General features: G+C 72.8%; 17 protein-coding genes. 7 read left to right on the forward strand and 10 right to left on the reverse strand.

What is annotated here, in order from left to right:
• Window positions 1-210: 210 nt before the first annotated feature.
• The 5 genes from L1785_RS06895 to L1785_RS06915 form a co-directional block, all read right to left on the reverse strand.
• Window positions 211-1,098, reverse strand: coding sequence for an LLM class flavin-dependent oxidoreductase (locus L1785_RS06895; RefSeq protein WP_236088464.1), 888 nt, complete (start codon window positions 1,096-1,098; stop codon window positions 211-213).
• A 51-nt stretch (window positions 1,099-1,149) separates the two neighbouring features.
• Window positions 1,150-2,136 carry a helix-turn-helix domain-containing protein gene (locus L1785_RS06900; RefSeq protein WP_236088465.1) on the reverse strand — a complete coding sequence of 329 codons (987 nt, stop codon included), beginning with the start codon at window positions 2,134-2,136 and terminating at the stop codon, window positions 1,150-1,152.
• A gap of 172 nt (window positions 2,137-2,308) precedes the next feature.
• Window positions 2,309-3,304, reverse strand: coding sequence for a MaoC family dehydratase (locus L1785_RS06905; protein ID WP_236088466.1), 996 nt, complete (start codon window positions 3,302-3,304; stop codon window positions 2,309-2,311).
• Window positions 3,301-4,662 carry a 3-oxoacyl-ACP reductase gene (locus tag L1785_RS06910; RefSeq protein WP_236088467.1) on the reverse strand — a complete coding sequence of 454 codons (1,362 nt, stop codon included), beginning with the start codon at window positions 4,660-4,662 and terminating at the stop codon, window positions 3,301-3,303. Before L1785_RS06910 ends, L1785_RS06905 begins: the two co-directional genes overlap by 4 nt.
• A 106-nt stretch (window positions 4,663-4,768) precedes the next feature.
• Entirely contained in the window at window positions 4,769-6,097 is a 1,329-nt protein-coding gene (locus tag L1785_RS06915; RefSeq protein WP_236088468.1) for an acetyl-CoA C-acetyltransferase, read from the reverse strand.
• A gap of 149 nt (window positions 6,098-6,246) precedes the next feature.
• Here L1785_RS06915 and L1785_RS06920 point away from each other — a divergent pair, with 149 nt between their 5' ends.
• Together L1785_RS06920 and L1785_RS06925 are read left to right on the forward strand one after the other, a co-directional pair.
• On the forward strand, window positions 6,247-7,005 hold the full coding sequence (locus L1785_RS06920; protein WP_236088469.1) for a TetR/AcrR family transcriptional regulator: 759 nt from the start codon (window positions 6,247-6,249) through the stop codon (window positions 7,003-7,005).
• A complete protein-coding gene (locus L1785_RS06925) occupies window positions 7,002-9,158 on the forward strand; it encodes an acyl-CoA dehydrogenase family protein (protein ID WP_236088470.1) in 2,157 nt (718 codons plus the stop codon). The genes L1785_RS06920 and L1785_RS06925 overlap by 4 nt, the downstream gene beginning before the upstream one ends.
• A 73-nt stretch (window positions 9,159-9,231) precedes the next feature.
• Here L1785_RS06925 and L1785_RS06930 read toward each other — a convergent pair whose 3' ends face one another.
• Together L1785_RS06930 and L1785_RS23180 are read right to left on the reverse strand one after the other, a co-directional pair.
• Complete coding sequence (locus L1785_RS06930) at window positions 9,232-9,561, reverse strand: hypothetical protein (protein ID WP_236088471.1); 330 nt, start codon at window positions 9,559-9,561, stop codon at window positions 9,232-9,234.
• A gap of 233 nt (window positions 9,562-9,794) precedes the next feature.
• Window positions 9,795-10,589, reverse strand: coding sequence for a DUF2599 domain-containing protein (locus tag L1785_RS23180; RefSeq protein ID WP_236088472.1), 795 nt, complete (start codon window positions 10,587-10,589; stop codon window positions 9,795-9,797).
• A gap of 112 nt (window positions 10,590-10,701) precedes the next feature.
• Here L1785_RS23180 and L1785_RS06940 point away from each other — a divergent pair, with 112 nt between their 5' ends.
• Window positions 10,702-11,535 (forward strand): DUF222 domain-containing protein, encoded by an 834-nt coding sequence (locus L1785_RS06940; protein WP_236088473.1) that lies wholly within the window; start codon window positions 10,702-10,704, stop codon window positions 11,533-11,535.
• Between the two features lies 1 nt (window position 11,536).
• Here L1785_RS06940 and L1785_RS06945 read toward each other — a convergent pair whose 3' ends face one another.
• Together L1785_RS06945 and L1785_RS06950 are read right to left on the reverse strand one after the other, a co-directional pair.
• Complete coding sequence (locus tag L1785_RS06945) at window positions 11,537-12,451, reverse strand: T6SS immunity protein Tdi1 domain-containing protein (RefSeq protein WP_236088474.1); 915 nt, start codon at window positions 12,449-12,451, stop codon at window positions 11,537-11,539.
• Between the two features lie 79 nt (window positions 12,452-12,530).
• On the reverse strand, window positions 12,531-12,956 hold the full coding sequence (locus L1785_RS06950; RefSeq protein WP_236088475.1) for an NUDIX hydrolase: 426 nt from the start codon (window positions 12,954-12,956) through the stop codon (window positions 12,531-12,533).
• Window positions 12,957-13,119: 163 nt separating this feature from the next.
• Between L1785_RS06950 and L1785_RS06955 the strand changes: the two genes are divergently transcribed.
• Window positions 13,120-14,670 carry an amino acid permease gene (locus tag L1785_RS06955; protein ID WP_236088476.1) on the forward strand — a complete coding sequence of 517 codons (1,551 nt, stop codon included), beginning with the start codon at window positions 13,120-13,122 and terminating at the stop codon, window positions 14,668-14,670.
• Window positions 14,671-14,706: 36 nt separating this feature from the next.
• Here L1785_RS06955 and L1785_RS06960 read toward each other — a convergent pair whose 3' ends face one another.
• Window positions 14,707-15,651 carry an EamA family transporter gene (locus L1785_RS06960; protein ID WP_236088491.1) on the reverse strand — a complete coding sequence of 315 codons (945 nt, stop codon included), beginning with the start codon at window positions 15,649-15,651 and terminating at the stop codon, window positions 14,707-14,709.
• A gap of 168 nt (window positions 15,652-15,819) precedes the next feature.
• On the opposite strand from L1785_RS06960, the gene purL reads away from it, so the two are divergent.
• The 3 genes from purL (at window position 15,820) to L1785_RS06975 (ending at window position 18,910) form a co-directional block, all read left to right on the forward strand.
• Complete coding sequence (purL, locus tag L1785_RS06965; protein ID WP_236088477.1) at window positions 15,820-18,147, forward strand: phosphoribosylformylglycinamidine synthase subunit PurL; 2,328 nt, start codon at window positions 15,820-15,822, stop codon at window positions 18,145-18,147.
• Window positions 18,148-18,242: 95 nt separating this feature from the next.
• Window positions 18,243-18,479 (forward strand): ribbon-helix-helix protein, CopG family, encoded by a 237-nt coding sequence (locus L1785_RS06970; RefSeq protein WP_236088478.1) that lies wholly within the window; start codon window positions 18,243-18,245, stop codon window positions 18,477-18,479.
• Window positions 18,476-18,910 carry a PIN domain-containing protein gene (locus L1785_RS06975; RefSeq protein WP_236088479.1) on the forward strand — a complete coding sequence of 145 codons (435 nt, stop codon included), beginning with the start codon at window positions 18,476-18,478 and terminating at the stop codon, window positions 18,908-18,910. Before L1785_RS06970 ends, L1785_RS06975 begins: the two co-directional genes overlap by 4 nt.
• The last annotated feature ends 61 nt before the right edge of the window (window positions 18,911-18,971 follow it).

The following is an 18,971-nucleotide window of genomic DNA, read 5'->3' on the forward strand; positions in this document are numbered from 1 at the left end:
TGCAGCGCAGGGTGAGGGCCGAGGAACGAGGCACGCGCCCGGAGCGGAACCGCAGGCTCAGGCGAGCGAAGACATCGACCGAGCCGCGTCGCCCGGGCCCCACTCACCGGCCTTTGATCGGCAGTACGTCGGATGATCGGTAGCCCGGGCTGCCGATCATCCGACGTACTGCCGATCGTGTGTCCGCTGGTCGGAGCGGGAACGCGGAACTCAGCTGACGAGCGGGCGCACCTTCTCGCCCAGGAAGCGGAGCAGGCCCTCCTGGTCAGGGTCGTCGTCGGTCGGCTGGACGACCACGGTGTCCACCCCGGCCTCCGCGAAGCGGCGGACGCCCGCGGCGAACTCCTCGGCGTCGCCCCAGATCGCGTACCCGGCCAGCTTCTCGTCGTCGGAGACGTCGATGCCCCACTCGGCGACCCGGCGGCGCAGCCGCTCCACGGCGTCGTCGCCCGTGGCAGCCGAGACGTTGGCGACGACGTGGAACGGGTCGGTGCGGCCGACGGCGGCACGGCCCTCCTCGATGAGGACGAGCGCGTCGCGCGCGCCGGCCAGGCCGGTGTCGGCGGTGATCACGACGCCGTCGGCGACCTCTCCGACCAGGCGCAGCGTCTTGGGACCCTGTGCGGCCGCGAGCACTCGCGGCGCAGTGGCGGGGGGCCAGTCGAGAACCACGTCGTCCAGGGAGATGTACCGGCCCGAGACCGTCAGGCGCTCGCCCGCGAGCAGGGCGCGCAGGGCCGTCGCGTACTCGCGCAACAGCGTGAGCGGCGAGGCGGCGCGCGCACCGACCTGACCCATCCAGTCGAGGACCCCGTGCCCGATACCCGGCAGGAACCGTCCCGGGAACATGCCCTCCAGCGTGGCGATCTCCATCGCCGTCAGGGCCACGTTGCGCAGCGGCACCGGCAGCACGCCGACGCCCACGCGGAGGTTCGACGTGGCGCCGAGGATCCCGGCGGCGCCGGCGACTCCCGTCTCCCGGAAGCAGTCCTCCCAGAGCCAGACCTCCTCGAGGCCGGCCGCGTCGGCGGCGCGGGCGAGCGGCACGAAGCGGGACGGCGGGTTGGACGGGAGGACGACGCACCCCAGTGTGACCATGCGACGCACGCTACCCAACTTCCCGGCGCCGGGGCCCCGGGTTTTTTCTCGCTAGAGCCAGCCCTTGCGCCCGGCGACCCAGCCGAGCTGGATCCGCGTGGACACCTCCGCGAGGTCCATGAGCACCTTGACGCGACGCTGCACCGTGCGCAGCGAGAGATCGAGCTGGTTGGCGACCGCCTGGTCGGTCATCCCCGCCAGGAGCAGCCCGAGGATGCGCAGGTCCTGGTCCTCCAGGTCCAGGCCCGCCGGCCCGCTGCCGGGCACCACGAACGGCGTGGCGTCCCGCCAGGCCGCGTCGAATAGGGCGAGCAGCGCGTCGAGCAGTGACCCCTGGTGGATGAGCAGGGCGCCCACCATCTCGGGGTCGTTCTCCGGGTCGACCACCGACGTGAGGGGCAGGTACGCCAGCCGGCGGTCGATGATCACGAGCTTGAGGGGGACGGACTCCGCGATCCGGAGCTCCTCGCCGGCGCGGACCGCCGCCGTGGCGGCCGCGACGGTGAGCTTCCCGGAGTCGAGCAGGGCGCGGTCGGCGACCACCCGGTACCGGACGCCGCGTGCGACCGCCTGGTCCTCGGCGGCGTTCTCCTCCGCCTCCATGACGAAGACCGGCGGGCGCACGAAGGCGTCGACCTGCTCGCGGGCGCCGAGCTGGAGCTGCGTGATCCGCTGCCGCACGGCGTCCGCTCCGCGCACCACATCGACGACGTCCGTGGCCGGGCGGAGCGACGACGCCCGCCGGTACTCCTCCTCGAGCCGCGTCAGCTCGATCTGGGCGAGCCGGATCTCGTCCGTGCGGCGCGAGAGCAGCGCGCCGAGCGCGATCTCCGGCGGCGCGGCCTGGAAGCGGTTGCCGTCGGCGCTCTGCCGGGCCACGAGGCCGTGCTCCTCCAGGGCGAGGAGCACGCCGTAGGCATCTGCGGGGGCGCAGCCGAGGCGCTTCGAGAGCTCCCCCGCGTCAAGGGAAGGAGCCCCGACGAGCTCGCGGTACGCGAGCGACTGGGTAGTGGTCAGGCCGACCACGTTGCTGAGCATGGAACCTCGCAAACCTCCGATATCGACCCTCGCGTGGCGAGGATACGTCACGGCGGGTTTACGCCAGGCCAGGTGTCGCGGCCGGTGTCGCAATCCGCGGAAAAGGTTTCCGTCGGATCGGCACAGGAGAACGGAGCGGAGCCGGCGGCTCCGCTCCGTTCTCCCTCATCCCCTACTCCTTCGGCGGGAGGGGAAGCGGGGTCACCGTGCCCGTGAAGTGGCGGGTGTCCTTGCCCGGGCGCCAGCCGTCATAGACGTAGCTGCTGCCCGACGCCGGTCGCTCACCAGGGTGCACCACGCCGCCGGTGCGGCGGATCGCCACGTCGACGGTGCCGGGCAGCAGCACCGGTCTGAAGAACTCGACCGTCCACTCGTACGCCTCGCCGCGATGCGCCGGGCCGACGTCGGCCAGCGCTCGCGCCGCCGTGTACATGCCGTGCGCGATCGCCTTCGGGAAGCCGAACGCCTTGGCGGACAGCGCCGACATGTGGATCGGGTTCCGGTCCCCGGAGACGGCGCCGTACGCGCGGCCGGTCCCGGCGTCGAGGCGCCAGCGGCCGGTCGGCAGCGGCGGGGTCCAGAAGTCCCGGGCCTCGACGGGCTCGGAGGGCTCAGCGGACTCGGCCGTCGCAGAGCCGGGCGCGCCCGCCACCTGGAAGCCCTTGGCGAGGTACGTCGAGACGCCGCGCCACGCGAGCTCCCCTGAGACGTCCGCCTCGGCGACCACGTCCACCTGGACGCCGCGCCGGTGCGGGCGCGGGTTCTCGGCCCACGCGCGGACCTCCAGGACGTCCCCGAGCCGCACCGGCCGCAGCATGCGGATCGCGTTGCGCAGGTGCACCATGCCGAGCAGCGGCAGCGGGAAGTCGCCGCGCACCATGAGCGCCGTGGCCACCGGGAAGACGAGCACGTGCAGGAACCCGGCGGGCAGGACGTCGGACGCCGGCTCGCCGACCAGGTCCTGGTAGGCACGCAGGCGGGCGGCGGTCGCCGGGTCGCCCGTCGCGACACCGGGCACCCGGTACGTCACGGCGGGCAGCGTGACGCCGCCGGGCCGAGGCCGCTTCGTGGCGGAGGCGGCCGCGCCCTTCACGTACAGCCCGCCCAGGCCGGGCAGCCCCGGCAGGTCCTCGACCCGCCGGCCGTCCGACGCCGGGCCGCCGGTCACTTACCCACCAGGTTCTGGCCGCACACGCGCAGCACCTGGCCGTTGACACCGGCTGCCGCGGGCGACGCGAGGAAGGCGATGGCCTCGGCCACGTCGACCGGCTGGCCGCCTTGCAGGAGCGACGAGAGACGGCGGGCCACCTCGCGCGTCGCGAACGGGATCGACCTGGTCATGTCGGTCTCGATGAAGCCGGGCGCGACGGCGTTGATCGTGCCGTTCAGGGCAGCGACGAGCGGCGCGGTGGCCGCCGTGCGGCCGATGACGCCGGACTTGGAGAACGCGTAGTTGCTCTGGCCCTTGTTGCCCGCGATGCCGCTGGTCGAGGCGAGCGACACGATGTGCAGGCCCTCGACGCCGGCACCGAGCAGGTACTCGTCGATGCGGAGCTGGGAGGCCAGGTTCACCGCGATGACGGAGTCCCACTTCGCGGCGTCCATGTTGGCGAGCAGCTTGTCGCGCAGGATGCCCGCGTTGTGCACCACGATGTCGAGGCGGCCGTGGCGGCCGGTCGCGTGCTCCAGGATCTTCGCCCCGGCGTCGGGCGCGGTGACGTCGAGCTGCAGGGCGGTGCCCTTGACCTCGTTCGCCACGGCGGTCAGCGCCTCCCCGGCGGGCGGCACGTCCACGACGACGACGGTGGCGCCGTCCCGCGCGAGCGTCTTCGCGATGGCCGCGCCGATGCCGCGGGCGGCCCCCGTGACGACGGCGACCTTGCCCTCCAGCGGGCGCTCCCAGTACGCGGTGTCGACGGCCGCGCCGGACGGGCCCACGGGGAGCACCTGCCCGTCCACGTAAGCGGACTTCGCTGAGAGGAAGAACCTGACGGCGGCGAGCGCGGACGCCGAGTCCACCTCGGCGCCGCCGGTGAGCTGGACGGCGTTGCCGGTGGCGCCCGCCCGCAGCTCCTTGGCGACCGAGCGGAGGAAGCCCTCGACGCCCGCGCGGGTCGCGGCCACAGCGGGGGCGTCCCCGGACTCGGGAGCGCGGGACACGGTCACGACGCGGCCGTTCGGGGCGAGACGGCGCAACGTGGACCCGGCCGCCAGGACGGCGCCGGACACCGATTCCGGCGTCTGCGCGCCGGTGAGGACCAGGACGACGGCTCCCCAGCGGAAGTGCTCGTCGCCGGCGGTGCTCTCGGCCGAGCGGCGCACGTCGAGGTCCCAGCCGAGCAGCGCCTTGGCGATGACGTCCGCGTCGGCGACCGAGGCGTCGTCGGACACGACGAGGACCGGGCCCACCGTGAGGGGGGCGCCCGGCGTGTGCCGGCGCAGGAGGCTGGGCCGGGGCAGGCCGAGCCGCTTTGCGAGGGTCCTGGTGAAGCCGGTGTTGACGGCCTGGGTGTACTTGTCAGCCACGAGGGCACCTTTCAGGTCAGGTGATCCTGTTGAGTGCGGGAGATCTGTCGGGTCTGCCGGGCCCAGCCCAACGGATGCACCGCACTCAACGGGTGAGGTGAGGTGGTCAGGCGGACTCGACGATCGCGGTGGCGCCCAGGCCGCCCGCGGCGCAGACCGAGATGAGGGCCCGCGCCGGCCGCCCGGTCTCGGCCGCCCTGGCGGCGACGAGCTTGGCGGCGGTGGCGATGATGCGGCCGCCGGTCGCGGCGAACGGGTGGCCCGCGGCGAGCGAGGAGCCGTTCACGTTGAGGCGCGAGCGGTCGACCTTGCCGAAGGCGCCGTCGAGGCCGAGCTCCGTGCGGCAGTACTCCTCGTCCTCCCAGGCCGCGAACGTGGTGAGGACCGTCGAGGCGAAGGCCTCGTGGATCTCGAAGAAGTCGATGTCCTCGAGGGCGAGACCGTTGCGGGCGAGCAGGCGCGGCACGGCGTGCACCGGTGCCATGAGCAGGCCCTCGTGCCCGTGCACGAAGTCCACGGCGGCGGTCTCGGCGTCCACGAACCGCGCCAGGACGGGCAGGTCGTGGGCGTCGGCCCACTCGCGGGACGCGAACAGCACGGCGGAGGCGCCGTCGGTCAGCGGGGTCGAGTTGCCCGCCGTCATCGTCGGCACGGCCGGCTCGGGAAGCTTCAGGCCGAAGACCGGCTTGAGCTTGGAGAGCTTCTCCAGCGACGTGTCGCCGCGCAGGTTGTCGTCGCGCGTGAGGCCGCGGAACGGCGTGACCAGGTCGTCGAAAAAGCCGGCGTCCCACGCGCGCGCAAGGTTGTGGTGGCTGTTCAGCGCGACCTCGTCCTGCGCCTCGCGGGCGATGCCCCACTTCGCCGTCGTGATCGCCTGGTGCTCACCCATCGACAGGCCGGTGCGCGGCTCGCTCGTGCTCGGGGACGCGGGCGCCAGGTCGGCCGGCTTCAGCCGGGTGAACGGCCTGATCCGCGCGCCGAGGGTCTTGGCGTGGTTGGCCTCGAGCAGGGCCTTGCGGAGGCGCTCGCTCACGGCGATCGGCGCGTCGGACACCGTGTCGGTGCCGCCGGCGATCGCCGACTCGATCTGGCCGAGGCGGATCTTGTTCGTCACCGCGATGGCGGCCTCGAGGCCGGTCGCGCACGCCTGCTGCACGTCGTACGCCGGCGTCTGCGCCGACAGCGACGAGCCGAGGACGGACTCGCGGATCAGGTTGAAGTCGCGGCTGTGCTTGAGCACCGCGCCGCCGGCTACCTCGCCCAGGCGTTCGCCCTGGAGCCCGAAGCGGGCGACGAGGCCCTCGAGGGCCGCGGTGAACATCTCCTGGTTGCTCGCGTTGACGTACTTCTTGCCCGCCCGGGAGAACGGGATGCGGTTCCCGCCGACGATGTAGGCGTCTCGGGGGGCAGCTGTAGGGGGCTGGTTCGTAGCCACGATCGCGGTTCCTTCTCACTCCGTCGTCGGACAGGTCGGGCTGGCTCGTGCGCGGGCACGCACTTGTGCCCAGGACTCACAGTACCTGATACTCTCGGTCTCGTGAGACCGATCACAAGACCTTCTCAAGGCAGAGGCAAGGGGGATCGATGAGCGTCAGCGTCGACGGTCGCTCCACCCGTTGGGACGACCATAGGACGGCGCGCCGGGCGGAGCTCGTGCACGCCGCCCGCAAGGCCGTGCACCGCCTCGGGCCGGCGGTCTCCATGGACGAGATCGCCGCAGCGGCCGGTACCTCCAAGTCGATCGTCTACCGCTACTTCGACGACAAGGCAGGCCTGCGGCTCGCCGTCGCCGAGACCGTCGTGGCGCAGATGCACGACGCGCTCAAGGAGGCGGCCGACGCCGCGTCGTCGCCCGAGTCCGCGCTGCGCCAGATGGTGCGCGTGTACCTGGAGATGATCGAGAGCTCGCCGAACGTCTACTGGTTCGTGACCCGGACCGCGATCGGCGGCAACGAGCCCGCGGCACCCGCCGAGGCGACCGGTCGTGCGGCCCGCCGGGCCGCCGAGCAGGCGCTCGACGCCGCCGTCGGCTCGTCCGGCACCCCTCTCGGCGCCTACCTCGACTCCGTGATCGAGCTCGTCGCCGAGCCCTTCGCGCGAGCCACCGACGTCTCACCGGCCGACGCCGCGGCCTGGGCCGCCGGTGCCGTCGGCTTCGTCCGCGGCTCCGGCGAGTGGTGGCTTGGCCACCGGCCGGAGGGCACTGGGACGCTCACCCGCGAGCAGCTCACCGAGCGCGTCACGCTGTGGCTCTGGACCGGGCCCGTCGGCGTGCTCCACCATGACCGGCCCGACCACGACCGGACCCGTTCCACCACCCCGAGAACCGAGGAGAACCGATGACGACAACCTCCGAACCCGTGGCATCGGCGACGCAGACGTCGGCGGACGCCGCCCCGGCGACCCTGAGCGCGACGGCGACGTCCGCGCCCCGGGTGACCGGTCCGGCGTCGACCACGGCGGCGCGCGTGGACGTGCCGGCGCTCGAGCAGCTGCTGCTGGGCCGCTGGAAGGACGAGCGCGCCGAGGCCCGCCGCCTGGTGGCGGAGCACCCCGAGCTGTGGAAGCGGGAGGGAGTCGTCAAGGAGGAGCACCGCGAGATCGTCCTCGCGCAGATGAAGCAGCTGGTGCCGGTCGGCCACGTGCTCAAGGCCTTCCCGGAGCGGCTCGGCGGTGGAGACGACGCGGGCGGGAACCTCGTCGGCTTCGAGGAGCTCGTCGCCGCGGACCCGTCGCTGCAGATCAAGGCGGGCGTGCAGTGGGGCTTGTTCGCGGCCGCGATCCTGCACCTCGGCACGCCGGAACAGCAGGACCGCCTGCTGCCCGGAGCGATGGACCTCACCGTCCCCGGCGCGTTCGCGATGACGGAGACGGGCCACGGCTCGGACGTCGCGTCGATCGGCACCACCGCCACGTACGAGCCCGAGACCGAGGAGTTCGTCATCCACACCCCGTTCCGCGGGGCGTGGAAGGACTACCTGGGCAACGCGGCCGTGCACGCCACGGCGGCCACGGTGTTCGCGCAGCTCGTCACGAACGGCGTCAACCACGGCGTGCACTGCTTCTACGTGCCGATCCGGGAGACGAACGCCGACGGCACCGCGGGCGCGTTCCTGCCGGGCATCGGCGGGGAGGACGACGGGCAGAAGGGCGGCCTCAACGGCATCGACAACGGCCGGCTGCACTTCGACCACGTACGCGTCCCGCGCGCCGACCTGCTGGCCCGGTACGGCCAGGTCGCGGCCGACGGCACGTACACCTCCTCGATCGACAGCCCCGGCCGCCGGTTCTTCACCATGCTCGGCGCGCTCGTCCAGGGTCGCGTGTCGCTCGACGGCGCCGCGTCCGCCGCGTCGAAGATCGGCCTCGCCATCGCGGTGAAGTACGCGGCCGAGCGCCGCCAGTTCTCGCCGGCCGAGGGTGTCGAGGAGCTCACGCTGCTCGACTACGCGACGCACCGCCGCCGCCTCTTCCCCCGCATCGCCGAGACCTTCGCGATCCACTTCGCCCACGACCGGCTGCTCGACCTGTTCCACGCCGTGTTCTCCGGCGAGGAGGACACCCCGGAGAAGCGCGAGGACCTCGAGACCACCGCTGCCGCGCTCAAGTCGGCCAGCACCTGGTTCGCGCTCGACACGCTGCAGGAGTGCCGCGAGGCCTGCGGCGGCGCCGGATTCCTCACCGAGAACCGGTTCACGTCGCTGCGCGCCGACCTCGACATCTACTCGACGTTCGAGGGCGACAACCACATCCTGCTGCAGCTGGTCGCCAAGCGGCTCGTGGGCGACTACGGCAAGCAGGTGGCGAGGCAGACCAGGTCCGCCGCGGGCCTGGCGCAGTTCGTCGTCGACCAGACCGTGGACAAGGCGCTGCACCGCACGCCGTTGAGGCGTGTGTCGCAGGCCCTCGTCGACCTCGGCGACGTCCGCCGCGCCAACGTTCACCTGCGCGACGCCGAGACGCAGCGCGAGCTTCTCGCCGACCGCGTCGCGACCATGGTCGAGGAGGTCGCGATGGCCCTGCGACCCGCCGTCAAGGCCGACCCCGTGCACGCCCAGGAGATCTTCGACGACAACCAGGTGCGGCTCCTCGAGGCGGCGAAGGCGTATGCCGACCTGCTGCGCTGGGAGGCGTTCACCGACGCGCTGGCGACGGTCGAGGACGCCGGCACCCGCGAGGTGCTCACCTGGCTGCGCGACATCTACGGGCTCACCGCCGTCGAGCGCAACCTCGCCTGGTACCTGCTGCACGGCCGGCTCTCCGCGACCCGCGCCCAGGTCGTCACCAGCACCATCGACCGGCTGCTCAAGAAGCTGCGGCCGCACGTGGTCGACGTCGTCGATGCGTGGGGCTACAAGGAGGAGCACCTGCGCGCCCCGATCGCGACCGGCGCCGAGAAGCAGCGGCAGGACGAGGCCCTGGCGTACTACCGCGAGCTGCGCGCGAGCGGCAACGAGCCGGTGAGCGAGAAGGCGCGGCGCAAGGCCGCGCGCTGATCGTCCGCAACGCACAGGAACGCCCGCGTCGACGTCGACGCGGGCGTTCCCCTGCTCCGTGCCGGACGCCCGCTCAGGCCGCCGCAGCGGTGGCGCGGGCCGCCACGCGTAGCGGCACGGGCTCCGCCGCCGGTTCCTCGATGCCCGCCTCGACGGCCTCGTCGGGCTCGAGGACGTCGTCGGCCGCGTCGTCGGCCGTACGGCGTGCGAGGGGCCCGGTGAGGATCACGGGTGCAGGGATGGGCTCCGGCTCCGGAGCCGTGAGTGCGATGGCGGCGGTGCCGCCGAGCGCGAGGGCGATCGCGAGGATCGCCAGGACCGCCAGACCGAGGGCCAACGTAAGGCCGATGAGGACGCCGCCGCCGAGAGCGACGATCGTCGCGAGAACGAGAACACGGGTCATCGGTGCCTCCCTGCCGAGGATGGTCGCCGTGCCGTAACGTGTGCGAAGCCCCTGGTGGGGCGGCTGCCGGGCCGACTGGCGGAGCAGCGTGCGGACGTCCTGCGCGAGCGGCGCCCGAGATGTCTGGGGGTCCATCGAGAGCGGCCCCTGCCGACCGTCTCTCTTCCAGCAAAGCGCAGAAGGGACAGATGCGCACCCGGAGCCCCGGTCGTCGACCGGGTGAATCGTCCCCCTCAGGGGTTGCAGGCGGCGGCCAGGACCGACACCAGCCCGACGTCCGGCCGCCACGGTTCCAGGTTCCACCTCGTCTTGTCAGGCGCGCCGAGGGCGTGGCACCGGAGCTGGTCGTGCATCGACTGGTTGTCCGCGTCGGGCGCGGTCGCGACCAGCTCGGACCACAGCAGGTCGAGCCCGGCGGCCCCCGCACCGCGCGCCCAGGGCGTCGGTACGACGGCGAGGGACCGCCCGCCCTCGCGCTCGCCCCAGGCGGCGCTCTCGAGCGCACGGTCCGCCAGCACGAGCCGCAGGCTGCCCGACGACGGCCGGTCGCCCGGGGCGATCAGCTCCAGCTCCGCGTGGGCGGGGGCGGGTATGCGCATCCGCACCGTCGCCGGCTCGCCGTCGGCCGGACCGGCCACGGGCGGTGCTGCCGCGGCGGTGGGCGCACCGGCGTCGTCGAGGACGAGGAGGGTGTCGTCGCTCGCCGCCTCGAGCGCGCCGGGACCCTCGACCGCGACGGTCGCCGTAGGGCTGTCCGATGAGAGCGTCAGGTCCACCGCGACGGTGCCGTCGTCGAGCACCGCCACCGCGACCGCGGCGGCGCTCGCGACCAGCGTGACGCCGCCGAGGGTGAACGACTCCTGAGCGAGCGACGGCTCGGGGGCCGGTGCGGGCTCGGCCGGCGGGGAGGTGACCACGGGCACCGGGTCGTCCGAGGGCATGGCCGTGTTCGGCGCTCCGCCGGTGCATCCGCCGGCCAGCAGCAGGACGAGGAGGAGGCGGCCCGTCAGGGCGCGAGCGAGAGCCACGGGGTCATTCTCCCTGCCGCCGCGGCGTTGCTGGCCGACCACGGGGCGGGCGCCGCGTCGCCGGTCGCACCTGCCGGTGGCGTGTGTCAGTGGGTGGCGCTACAGTTCGAACATGCGTTCGAACAAGGCAATGGTGACTCAGGTCCCGACGGCACAGATCCCCGGTCGTGCCGTGGCCGGCCGCGCGGGACGTCGCGCGGTCGTCCGCTCGGGGCACTCCGCTCCCGCCCTCGCTCACGCGGGTGCGGCATCGGGGGTCGCGGCCGGTTTCGCGTCCCTCTCCGAGGCGGTCGATGCCGTGACGGCGGTCGACTCCCTCCTCTCCTCCCTCGCCGCGTCGCGGGCGGTGCTCATCGAGTCCGTGCGCGCGTGGGCCGACGAGCACCCCGAGCTGTTCCCGGCGGAGGTCCCGCCGGTGGTTCCCGCCCTGCCGACGGACGGGGTGCCCGCGGACGGGACGACCGCGCCCGAGGACCGGCTCCCGGACGACGAGCCGGTGGTGCTCCCGCTCGAGCTCGTGGCACGCCTCGCCCGGGCGCTGCGGGTGTCGGAGGGCGCCGTCGTGGCGCTCGCGGAGGAGTCGCGCGCGCTGGTGTACGAGCACCCGCGCACGCTCGCCGCGATGCGCGGCGGCCGGATCACCTACGGGCACGCCCAGACGATCCTCGGCTACACCGACGGGTTGCACCGGGGTGCACGGACGGCGCTGGAGACCCGGCTGCTCAAGCACGCCCACGCCGTCACTCCCGCCGAGCTGAGCCTGCACGCCCGCGAGGAGCGGGATCGCAGGCTCCGGCCGGCTCGGGCAGCAGCAGCCGAGGTCCGTCCGGGCGCGTCGGTGGAGCCCGCTGCTCCCCGGCGTCGCGCGGTCCTGCCCCGTACCGCGCCGGGCTCGGGGCGGGCGGCGATCAGGCCCGTCTCCCCCGTGCGCGGTTACGGGTGGTGAGTCAGCGCCGCCGCCACAGGTCCTCCCAGGCGGGGGCCGCGCTGACAGCCGGGGTCTCCGCCGGGGCGTCGTACGGGTCGCCGCCGGTCGGCGCGGGGACCGTGGCCGGAACCGCCCGTTGGATGCCGGTGCCGTAGGCGGGCGCCTGGAACGTGCCGGTGGCGGGGTACCCGTTGGCCGAGTCGGCGCTCTGGTACGGAACGGTGGCCTGCGTCGCCGTCGGCACGGCCGGGTAGGTGCCGGTCGCCAAGGGCTCCGCGGCCTGCCCGGCACGTGCGCCCGGGTCGACCTGCCACGTCCCGGTGGCTGGGCCGGCACCGGCACCGGCACCGGCACCAGCGCCGGCGTGCGGGTCGGCGGGCAGCGCGTGCCGGCCCACGACGCGGCTCGGCGGTGCAGCGGGAACGTTCCCACTGCCCTGCCAAGCTGTGTCCCACGCGTTGGCGACGTGCTCCGCGGACACCGACCAGCCGACGTCTGCCGCGGGTGTTGCGCCGGGCCAGCGGAGCTGCTCGTGGACCTGGCCCGACCAGCCCACGGCGAGGGCGAAGCGGACCATGGTGACGTACTCGATCGACATCTCGCCACCGGCGGCGGGGTGGGGCTGGAAGGTATAGACCTCGTCGGGGGCGAGGAGCAGGCCGCGCCGCGTCGCCTCCCGCGCGAGGTCGTCGAGGAGGTAGGTGGCACGCCCCTCGGGCGTCTCGAGCTCGGCATACATGTCGACGGCGGTGGTCCAGCGCAGCTCGAGCGTGCCCTCGACGGTGTCCAGGAACCACCATCCCTCGAGCGACTCCAGGAAGACGTCGCCGAAGAGCGTGGTGAAGCGGGGGGTCTTGCCGCTTATGCCCAACCATCGCCAGGAAGCAAGCCCGAACTCGAACGCCTCACGCGAGAAAGTTCGGAGCATTTGCATGTGCGAATCAAACCACCTCGTGGTATTGGCGCGAAACCCCCAGGTCAGTGTGTGTTTTTGGTCTGGGATTCCCCTGAGATCAGGGGATCAGCCCCGCCCAGCGGCGCGCGGTGTCGACCAGCTCGACCCGCTCCAGCGCGTCGATCTCGGCGTGCGTGTGCCAGGCGACCCCGTCGGTCGAGCCGCCGACCTCGACGGTCAGCTCCCCGCCCACGACGTGCGCCCGGTAGACGATCCGGATCCCGTGCATCGGCGGCCGCCCGGCGACGAGCCGGCGGGCGCCCGGGATGACGATGCTGTCGACGCCGAGCAGCCCGTCGAGCTCCACCTGGTAGCCGCTCTCCTCGAAGACCTCCCGCACCGCGGCGTCGGCCGGGTCCTCGCCCGGGTCGATGCCGCCGCCCGGCAGGGTCCAGCTGGGCGGGCTGCCCCCGCTCCAGTGGGGGAGCAGCATCCGCTCCTCCTCGTCGGTGATCACGGCGTAGGCGGCGACGCGGAGGTCCATACGGGCATTCTGCCCGACAGGTCATGACTCCGTAACGCAGCCCCGCAGGCTGTTACGACCACGAAACCGCACCGCGTGATCAGCGGGAACACCCCGGCGCCAGCATGTCTGGACAAGGGGTCGAGGGCGTGTGACCCACCGGAGCGACGGGACGGAGGACAGCATGGCCGTGACATCGGGCGCCGCCGGGGTGAGCTACACCCCGGCAGACGAGGGTTACTTCGCGAAGCGGGAGCTGCGACGCAGCGCAGGGTTCTGGGGACTCTGGGGCATGGGGATCGCCGCGGTGATCTCGGGCGACTTCTCGGGCTGGAACGTCGGTCTCGGGACGACGGGCTGGGGCGCGATGCTGATCGCGATGGTCGCGATCGTCGTCATGTACTTCACGATGATCTTCTCCATCGGGGAGATGTCGGCCGCGATGCCGCACACGGGCGGGGCGTACTCGTTCTCGCGTGCGGCGATGGGCCCGTGGGGAGGGTTCGTCACGGGCTTCGCGGAGACGATCGAGTACGTCGTCACGACGGCGGTCATCGTGTGGTTCTCCGGCGTCTACGCGGACTCCGCGCTGGCGGCCCTGACGGGCGTGTCCCTGCCCGCCTGGGTGTGGTGGGCGATCCTGTACGCGGCGTTCGTCGGGATCAATGCGCTGGGCGCGCACATCGGCTTCCGGTTCGCGCTGGTGGTGGCCGTGATCTCGATGGCGGTCGTCGTGTTCTTCGCGGTGGCGGCGTTCGCGACCGGCTCCGTGGACCTGTCCCGCCTGCTCGACGTCGAGCCCGCCGAGGGCGGGTCGGCGTTCCTGCCGTTCGGGGCGGTCGGGATCCTGTTCGCCCTGCCCTTCGCGATCTGGTTCTTCCTCGGCATCGAGGAGCTGCCGCTCGCCGCCGAGGAGGCGCACGACCCGACCCGCGACATCCCGCGCGCCTCCGTGTGGGGTGTCGTGACGCTCGCGTTCTTCGGACTGCTCGTGCTGGTCCTCAACCCCGCCGTGACGGGCACGGCCGCCATCACGGTCTCGCCCGGCGACGGCGACGAGCCGCTCCTCGCGGGCTTCCGGGCGTTCCTGCCGGAGAGCGTCGCCGCGGTGCTGGCCCTGTTCGCGCTGGTCGGCCTGCTGGCGTCGCTACAGGGGATCATGTTCGCGTACGGGCGGAACATGTACTCGCTGTCGCGCGCCGGCTACTACCCGACGTTCCTGTCGCTCACCGGGGCGAAGCACAAGACGCCGTGGGTCGCGCTCGTGGCGGGCGCCGTCGTCGGCTACCTGATCCTGCTGCTCGTGCTGGTCGTCATCCCGGCGGTGAGCCCGGACGCGGCCGGGTCGGCGTCGGGCGTGATCCTGTTCGTCGCGGTGTTCGGGGCCGTCATCTCGTACATGATGCAGATGGCGGCGTTCGTGGTGCTGCGGCGGCGCTTCCCCGACGCGGTGCGACCCTACGTGAGCCCGACAGGCGTGTGGGGAGCGGTCGTGGCGGGCGTCATCTCGTTCGCAGCGTTCCTCGGGATCGTGCTCAACGCGACGTTCCAGCTCGCCGTCGTCGTGTTCCTCGTGGTCTTCGCGGTGGGCCTCGCGGTGTTCGCCCTGTTCGGGCGCACGCGGCTCGTCCTGTCGCCCGAGGAGGAGTACGCGCTGGGCGGCGGCCTCGCGGCTGCGGCCCCGGCCGCGGAGGCGGCGGCGGAGCCGGCCGCGGAGGAGCCGGTGGGCGCGTAAACCCGCCGAGGTAGTCGGTCCGTCCGGACGGACCGACTACTTGGCGCGCGTGAGTCGGCCGAGGTAGTTGGTCCGTCCGGACGAACCGACTATCTCGGCAGGCTCACTCGGCCGCCGTCGGACAGGAAGCCGGACCAGGCCGGACGTGACCGCCACACCGGCCAGGAGTGCCGCGCCGCCCGCCGCCTCGAGGGCGTTCGGCACCTCGCCCTGGGCGAGCCAGGCGGCAGCGATCCCCACGACGGGCACGAGCATCGTGAACGGCGCGACCGCGCTCGCCCGGTAGCGGGCGAGGAGCGTGTTCCAGATGCCGTAGCCCACGAGGCTCGCGAGCCACGCGGTGTAGAGGGTGGACACGACGGCGGTCCCCGTGAGGTGCGTCAGCGCGTGGCCGACCTCCGCCGGGCCGTCCAGGACGAGCGACAGCGCCAGCATCGGCACCGGGACCACGAGGGCGGACCAGACGGTCATGGACAGGCCGCCGGCCACGCCGACCCGGCGGACGACGACGTTGCCCGTGGCCCACGAGGCGGCGGCGGCCAGCGTGAGCAGGAAGGCCAGCGCCGGCGTCGCGGCGCTGCGGCCGAGGCCCACGACCACGAGCCCGGCGACGCCGATCACGACGCCCGTGAGCTGCGCCGGCCTCGGGCGCTCGCGGAGACCGATCGCGGCGAAGAGGACCGTGAGGGCGACCTGCGCCTGCAGCACGAGCGAGGCCAGGCCCGGCGGCATGCCGAACGCGATTGCCAGGTACAGGAGCGCGAACTGGCCGAGGCTGAGGAAGACGCCGACGAGCAGGACGTCGCGCAGCGGGGCCGCCGGCCGGGGGACCAGGAAGATCGCGGGCAGCAGCACCACGACGAAGCGGATCGCGACGAACAGGGTGGGCGGGACGTCGGCGACCCCGTAGTCGATCGCGAGGAAGTTCACTCCCCAGATGACGGTGACGAGCACGGCGAGCAGGGAGTGACGCAGGGGCATGGTGCCCATGGTCGCTCCGGGCACCGTCAAGCGTCCATGGAGTATCACTGGCTGACTGTTCAGCCGCGCTGAAGGGTGTCCTGGCTCACGACGGTGCCTCGCGGGCGAACGGTAGACTTGGGCCGCGCCGTCGTGCGCCGAAAACCCGCACCCACCCGAGGGAAATCGATGACGTCCCAGGCCACTGAGCTGTCCCCTGCGCGTCCCGCGCTCGACACCGTCGAGAACGCGGCGGCTACCCCCGAGGAGGTCCAGCCGTTCGCGGAGCTCGGCCTCAAGCCGGAGGAGTACCAGCGCATCAAGGACATCCTTGGACGGCGTCCGACCGCCGCCGAGCTGGCGATGTACTCGGTGATGTGGTCGGAGCACTGCTCCTACAAGTCCTCCAAGGTGCACCTGCGCAAGTTCGGCGAGCGCGTCACCGACGAGATGAAGGAGCACCTCCTCGTCGGCATCGGTGAGAACGCCGGCGTGGTCGACATCGGCGACGGCTGGGCCGTCACCTTCAAGGTCGAGTCGCACAACCACCCGTCGTTCGTCGAGCCGTACCAGGGCGCGGCCACGGGCGTCGGCGGCATCGTCCGCGACATCATCTCGATGGGCGCGCGCCCCGTGGCCGTCATGGACCAGCTCCGCTTCGGTGACGTGAACCACCCCGACACCGCGCGCGTGGTGCACGGCGTGGTCAGCGGCGTCGGCGGCTACGGCAACTCGCTCGGCCTGCCCAACATCGGCGGCGAGCTCGTGTTCGACGCCTCCTACCAGGGCAACCCGCTCGTCAACGCGCTCTGCGTGGGCGTGCTGCGGCACGAGGACATCCACCTCGCCAACGCGTCCGGCGTCGGCAACAAGGTGGTGCTCTTCGGCGCTCGCACCGGCGGCGACGGCATCGGCGGCGCCTCGATCCTCGCGTCCGAGACGTTCGAGGACGGCGTGCCTGCCAAGCGCCCGTCCGTGCAGGTGGGCGACCCCTTCATGGAGAAGGTCCTCATCGAGTGCTGTCTCGAGCTGTACGCCGCCAAGGTCGTGGAGGGCATCCAGGACCTCGGCGCAGCCGGCATCTCGTGCGCCACGTCCGAGCTCGCGTCCAACGGCGACGGCGGCATGCACGTGGACCTCGACGACGTCCTGCTGCGCGACCCCACCCTGAACGCCGGCGAGATCCTGATGTCGGAGTCGCAGGAGCGCATGATGGCCGTCGTCCATCCGGACAAGCTCGACGAGTTCCTCGCGATCACGGGTCGCTGGGACGTCGAGACCGCCGTGATCGGCGAGGTCAACGGCTCCGGCCGCCTCACGATCGACCACCACGGCCAGCGCATCGTCGACGTCGACCCCAAGACCGTCGCGCACGAGGGCCCGGTGTACGAGCGCCCCTACGCGCGTCCGGCCTGGCAGGACCGGCTCAACGCGTCCGGGACGCTCGCCTCCGGGCTCGCGCGTCCGGCGTCGGGCCCCGAGCTGCGCGAGACCGCGCTGAGGCTCCTCGCCTCGCCCAACCTCGCCTCCAAGGCCTGGGTCACCAACCAGTACGACCGCTTCGTCCAGGGCAACACGGCCCTCGCGCAGCCCGACGACGGCGGCGTGATCCGCGTCGACGAGACCACCGGCCTCGGCGTCGCGCTCGCGACCGACGCGAACGGCCGCTACGGCAAGCTCGACCCGCGCACCGGAGCCGCGCTGGCCCTCGCCGAGGCGTACCGCAACGTCGCGACCGCGGGTGCCGAGCCGCTCGCCGTGACCGACTGCCTGAACTTCGGCTCCCCGGAGCACCCGGACTCGATGTGGCAGCTCGTCGAGGCGATCGAGGGTCTGGCCGACGCCTGCCAGGAGCTCGGCGTGCCCGTCACCGGCGGCAACGTCTCGCTCTACAACGGCACGGGCGAGCCGGGCCAGATCGACTCCTCGATCCACCCCACCCCCGTGGTGGGCGTGCTCGGCGTGCTCGACGACGTCCGCACCGCCGTGCCGTCCGGCTGGCAGGCCGCCGGCCTGCGCCTCCTGCTCCTCGGCGTGACCCGTGACGAGCTCGACGGCTCCGCCTGGGCCGACGTCGTCCACGCTCACCTCGGCGGCGTCCCGCCGCGCGTGGACCTCGGCGCCGAGAAGGCGCTCGCGTCCGTGCTCGTCGACGCCCGGCGGGCCGGCCTCGCCGCAGCCGCGCACGACCTCTCCGAGGGCGGGCTCGCGCAGGCGCTCCTGGAGGCGTCGCTGCGCTTCGGCGTGGGTGCGTCCGTCGCGCTGGAGGGCGTGACCGGGCGCGACGCCGTCGACCCGTTCGTGGCGTTGTTCTCCGAGTCGACGGCGCGCGTGCTCGTCGCCGTGACGCCGGACCACGAGACCGACCTGGTCCACCTCGCCGAGGACGCGGGCGTGCCGGTGCTGCGGCTCGGCGTGACCGGCGGTTCCTCGGTGATCGTCGAGGGCCAGTTCGAGATCGGCCTCGACGAGGCCCGCGAGGCCCACGAGGGCACGCTGCCGCGCATCTTCGGCTGAGCCTTCTCGCCTGACGCGGGGGTGGCCTTCCGGTGCGGAGGCGACCCCCGCGTCGTGCCATGGAGTTATGTATATGACTGCCGTACCATAACTCCATGGTGCTGAAGCGGACGACCGTCATGGTCGACGAGGAAGACCTCCGAGCGGTCAAGGCGATCGCCGAGCGGGAGGGCCGGCCCGAGGCTGAGCTGATCCGCGAGGCGTTCCACCTCGTGGCGCTCCGGGGTCGCCGATGGGATGACGACTGGGCCATCCCCGAGTTCGACTTCGGCGGTCCCGTGTCCGCCGACGACGTGGGCGCGGCGGTACGTGACGGCATCTCCGACACGTGATCGTCATCGGCGACACCTCTGGCCTGGTTGCCGCGCTGAACGTGGCCGATCCTGAGCACGAGGCCGCGCGTGCGGCTCTCAAGGGCTCGGCGGCCACGGTCGTCTCACCGCTGGTGATGCTGGAGATCGAGCACGTCACGACCAGGAACGTCGGTCGCAGGGCGGCTTTCCAGGTCAACGACTGGGTGCTCAAGAACGAGGAGATCCTGCGGGTGATCGTCCCGGAGCTGCCCGCGACCCTGCTGCGCAGGGCTCGCCAGGTGCAGAGTCGCTATCAGGCGCTCGAGCTCGATCTCACGAACGCTCTCAACGTCGCCCTGGCCGAGGTGTACGAGACGGACACCGTGCTGACCCTGGACCGCCGTGACTTCCGGGCGATCAAGCCGCTCACGGAGCACGAAGGCTTCCGCCTCCTGCCCGACGACCTGTAGGCGGTCCGCCTGGTCGGCCAGGTCCGGTTCGAGAACGCCATCAGGTATCGCTTCCGGTCAG

The organism is Antribacter soli, assembly GCF_021568775.1.
Classification (GTDB): Bacteria; Actinomycetota; Actinomycetes; order Actinomycetales; family Cellulomonadaceae; genus Antribacter; species Antribacter soli.

Bases quoted from the DNA above. Each gene is read 5' to 3' on its own strand.
- L1785_RS06895 (WP_236088464.1), bottom strand. From the start codon at position 1,098: ATGGTCACACTGGGGTGCGTCGTCCTCCCGTCCAACCCGCCGTCCCGC.
- L1785_RS06950 (WP_236088475.1), bottom strand. From the start codon at position 12,956: ATGGACCTCCGCGTCGCCGCCTACGCCGTGATCACCGACGAGGAGGAG.
- L1785_RS06925 (WP_236088470.1), top strand. From the start codon at position 7,002: ATGACGACAACCTCCGAACCCGTGGCATCGGCGACGCAGACGTCGGCG.
- L1785_RS06900 (WP_236088465.1), bottom strand. From the start codon at position 2,136: ATGCTCAGCAACGTGGTCGGCCTGACCACTACCCAGTCGCTCGCGTAC.
- L1785_RS06970 (WP_236088478.1), top strand. From the start codon at position 18,243: ATGGTGCTGAAGCGGACGACCGTCATGGTCGACGAGGAAGACCTCCGA.
- purL (WP_236088477.1), top strand. From the start codon at position 15,820: ATGACGTCCCAGGCCACTGAGCTGTCCCCTGCGCGTCCCGCGCTCGAC.
- L1785_RS06930 (WP_236088471.1), bottom strand. From the start codon at position 9,561: ATGACCCGTGTTCTCGTTCTCGCGACGATCGTCGCTCTCGGCGGCGGC.
- L1785_RS06955 (WP_236088476.1), top strand. From the start codon at position 13,120: ATGGCCGTGACATCGGGCGCCGCCGGGGTGAGCTACACCCCGGCAGAC.
- L1785_RS06960 (WP_236088491.1), bottom strand. From the start codon at position 15,651: ATGCCCCTGCGTCACTCCCTGCTCGCCGTGCTCGTCACCGTCATCTGG.
- L1785_RS06940 (WP_236088473.1), top strand. From the start codon at position 10,702: ATGCGTTCGAACAAGGCAATGGTGACTCAGGTCCCGACGGCACAGATC.
- L1785_RS06945 (WP_236088474.1), bottom strand. From the start codon at position 12,451: ATGCAAATGCTCCGAACTTTCTCGCGTGAGGCGTTCGAGTTCGGGCTT.
- L1785_RS06920 (WP_236088469.1), top strand. From the start codon at position 6,247: ATGAGCGTCAGCGTCGACGGTCGCTCCACCCGTTGGGACGACCATAGG.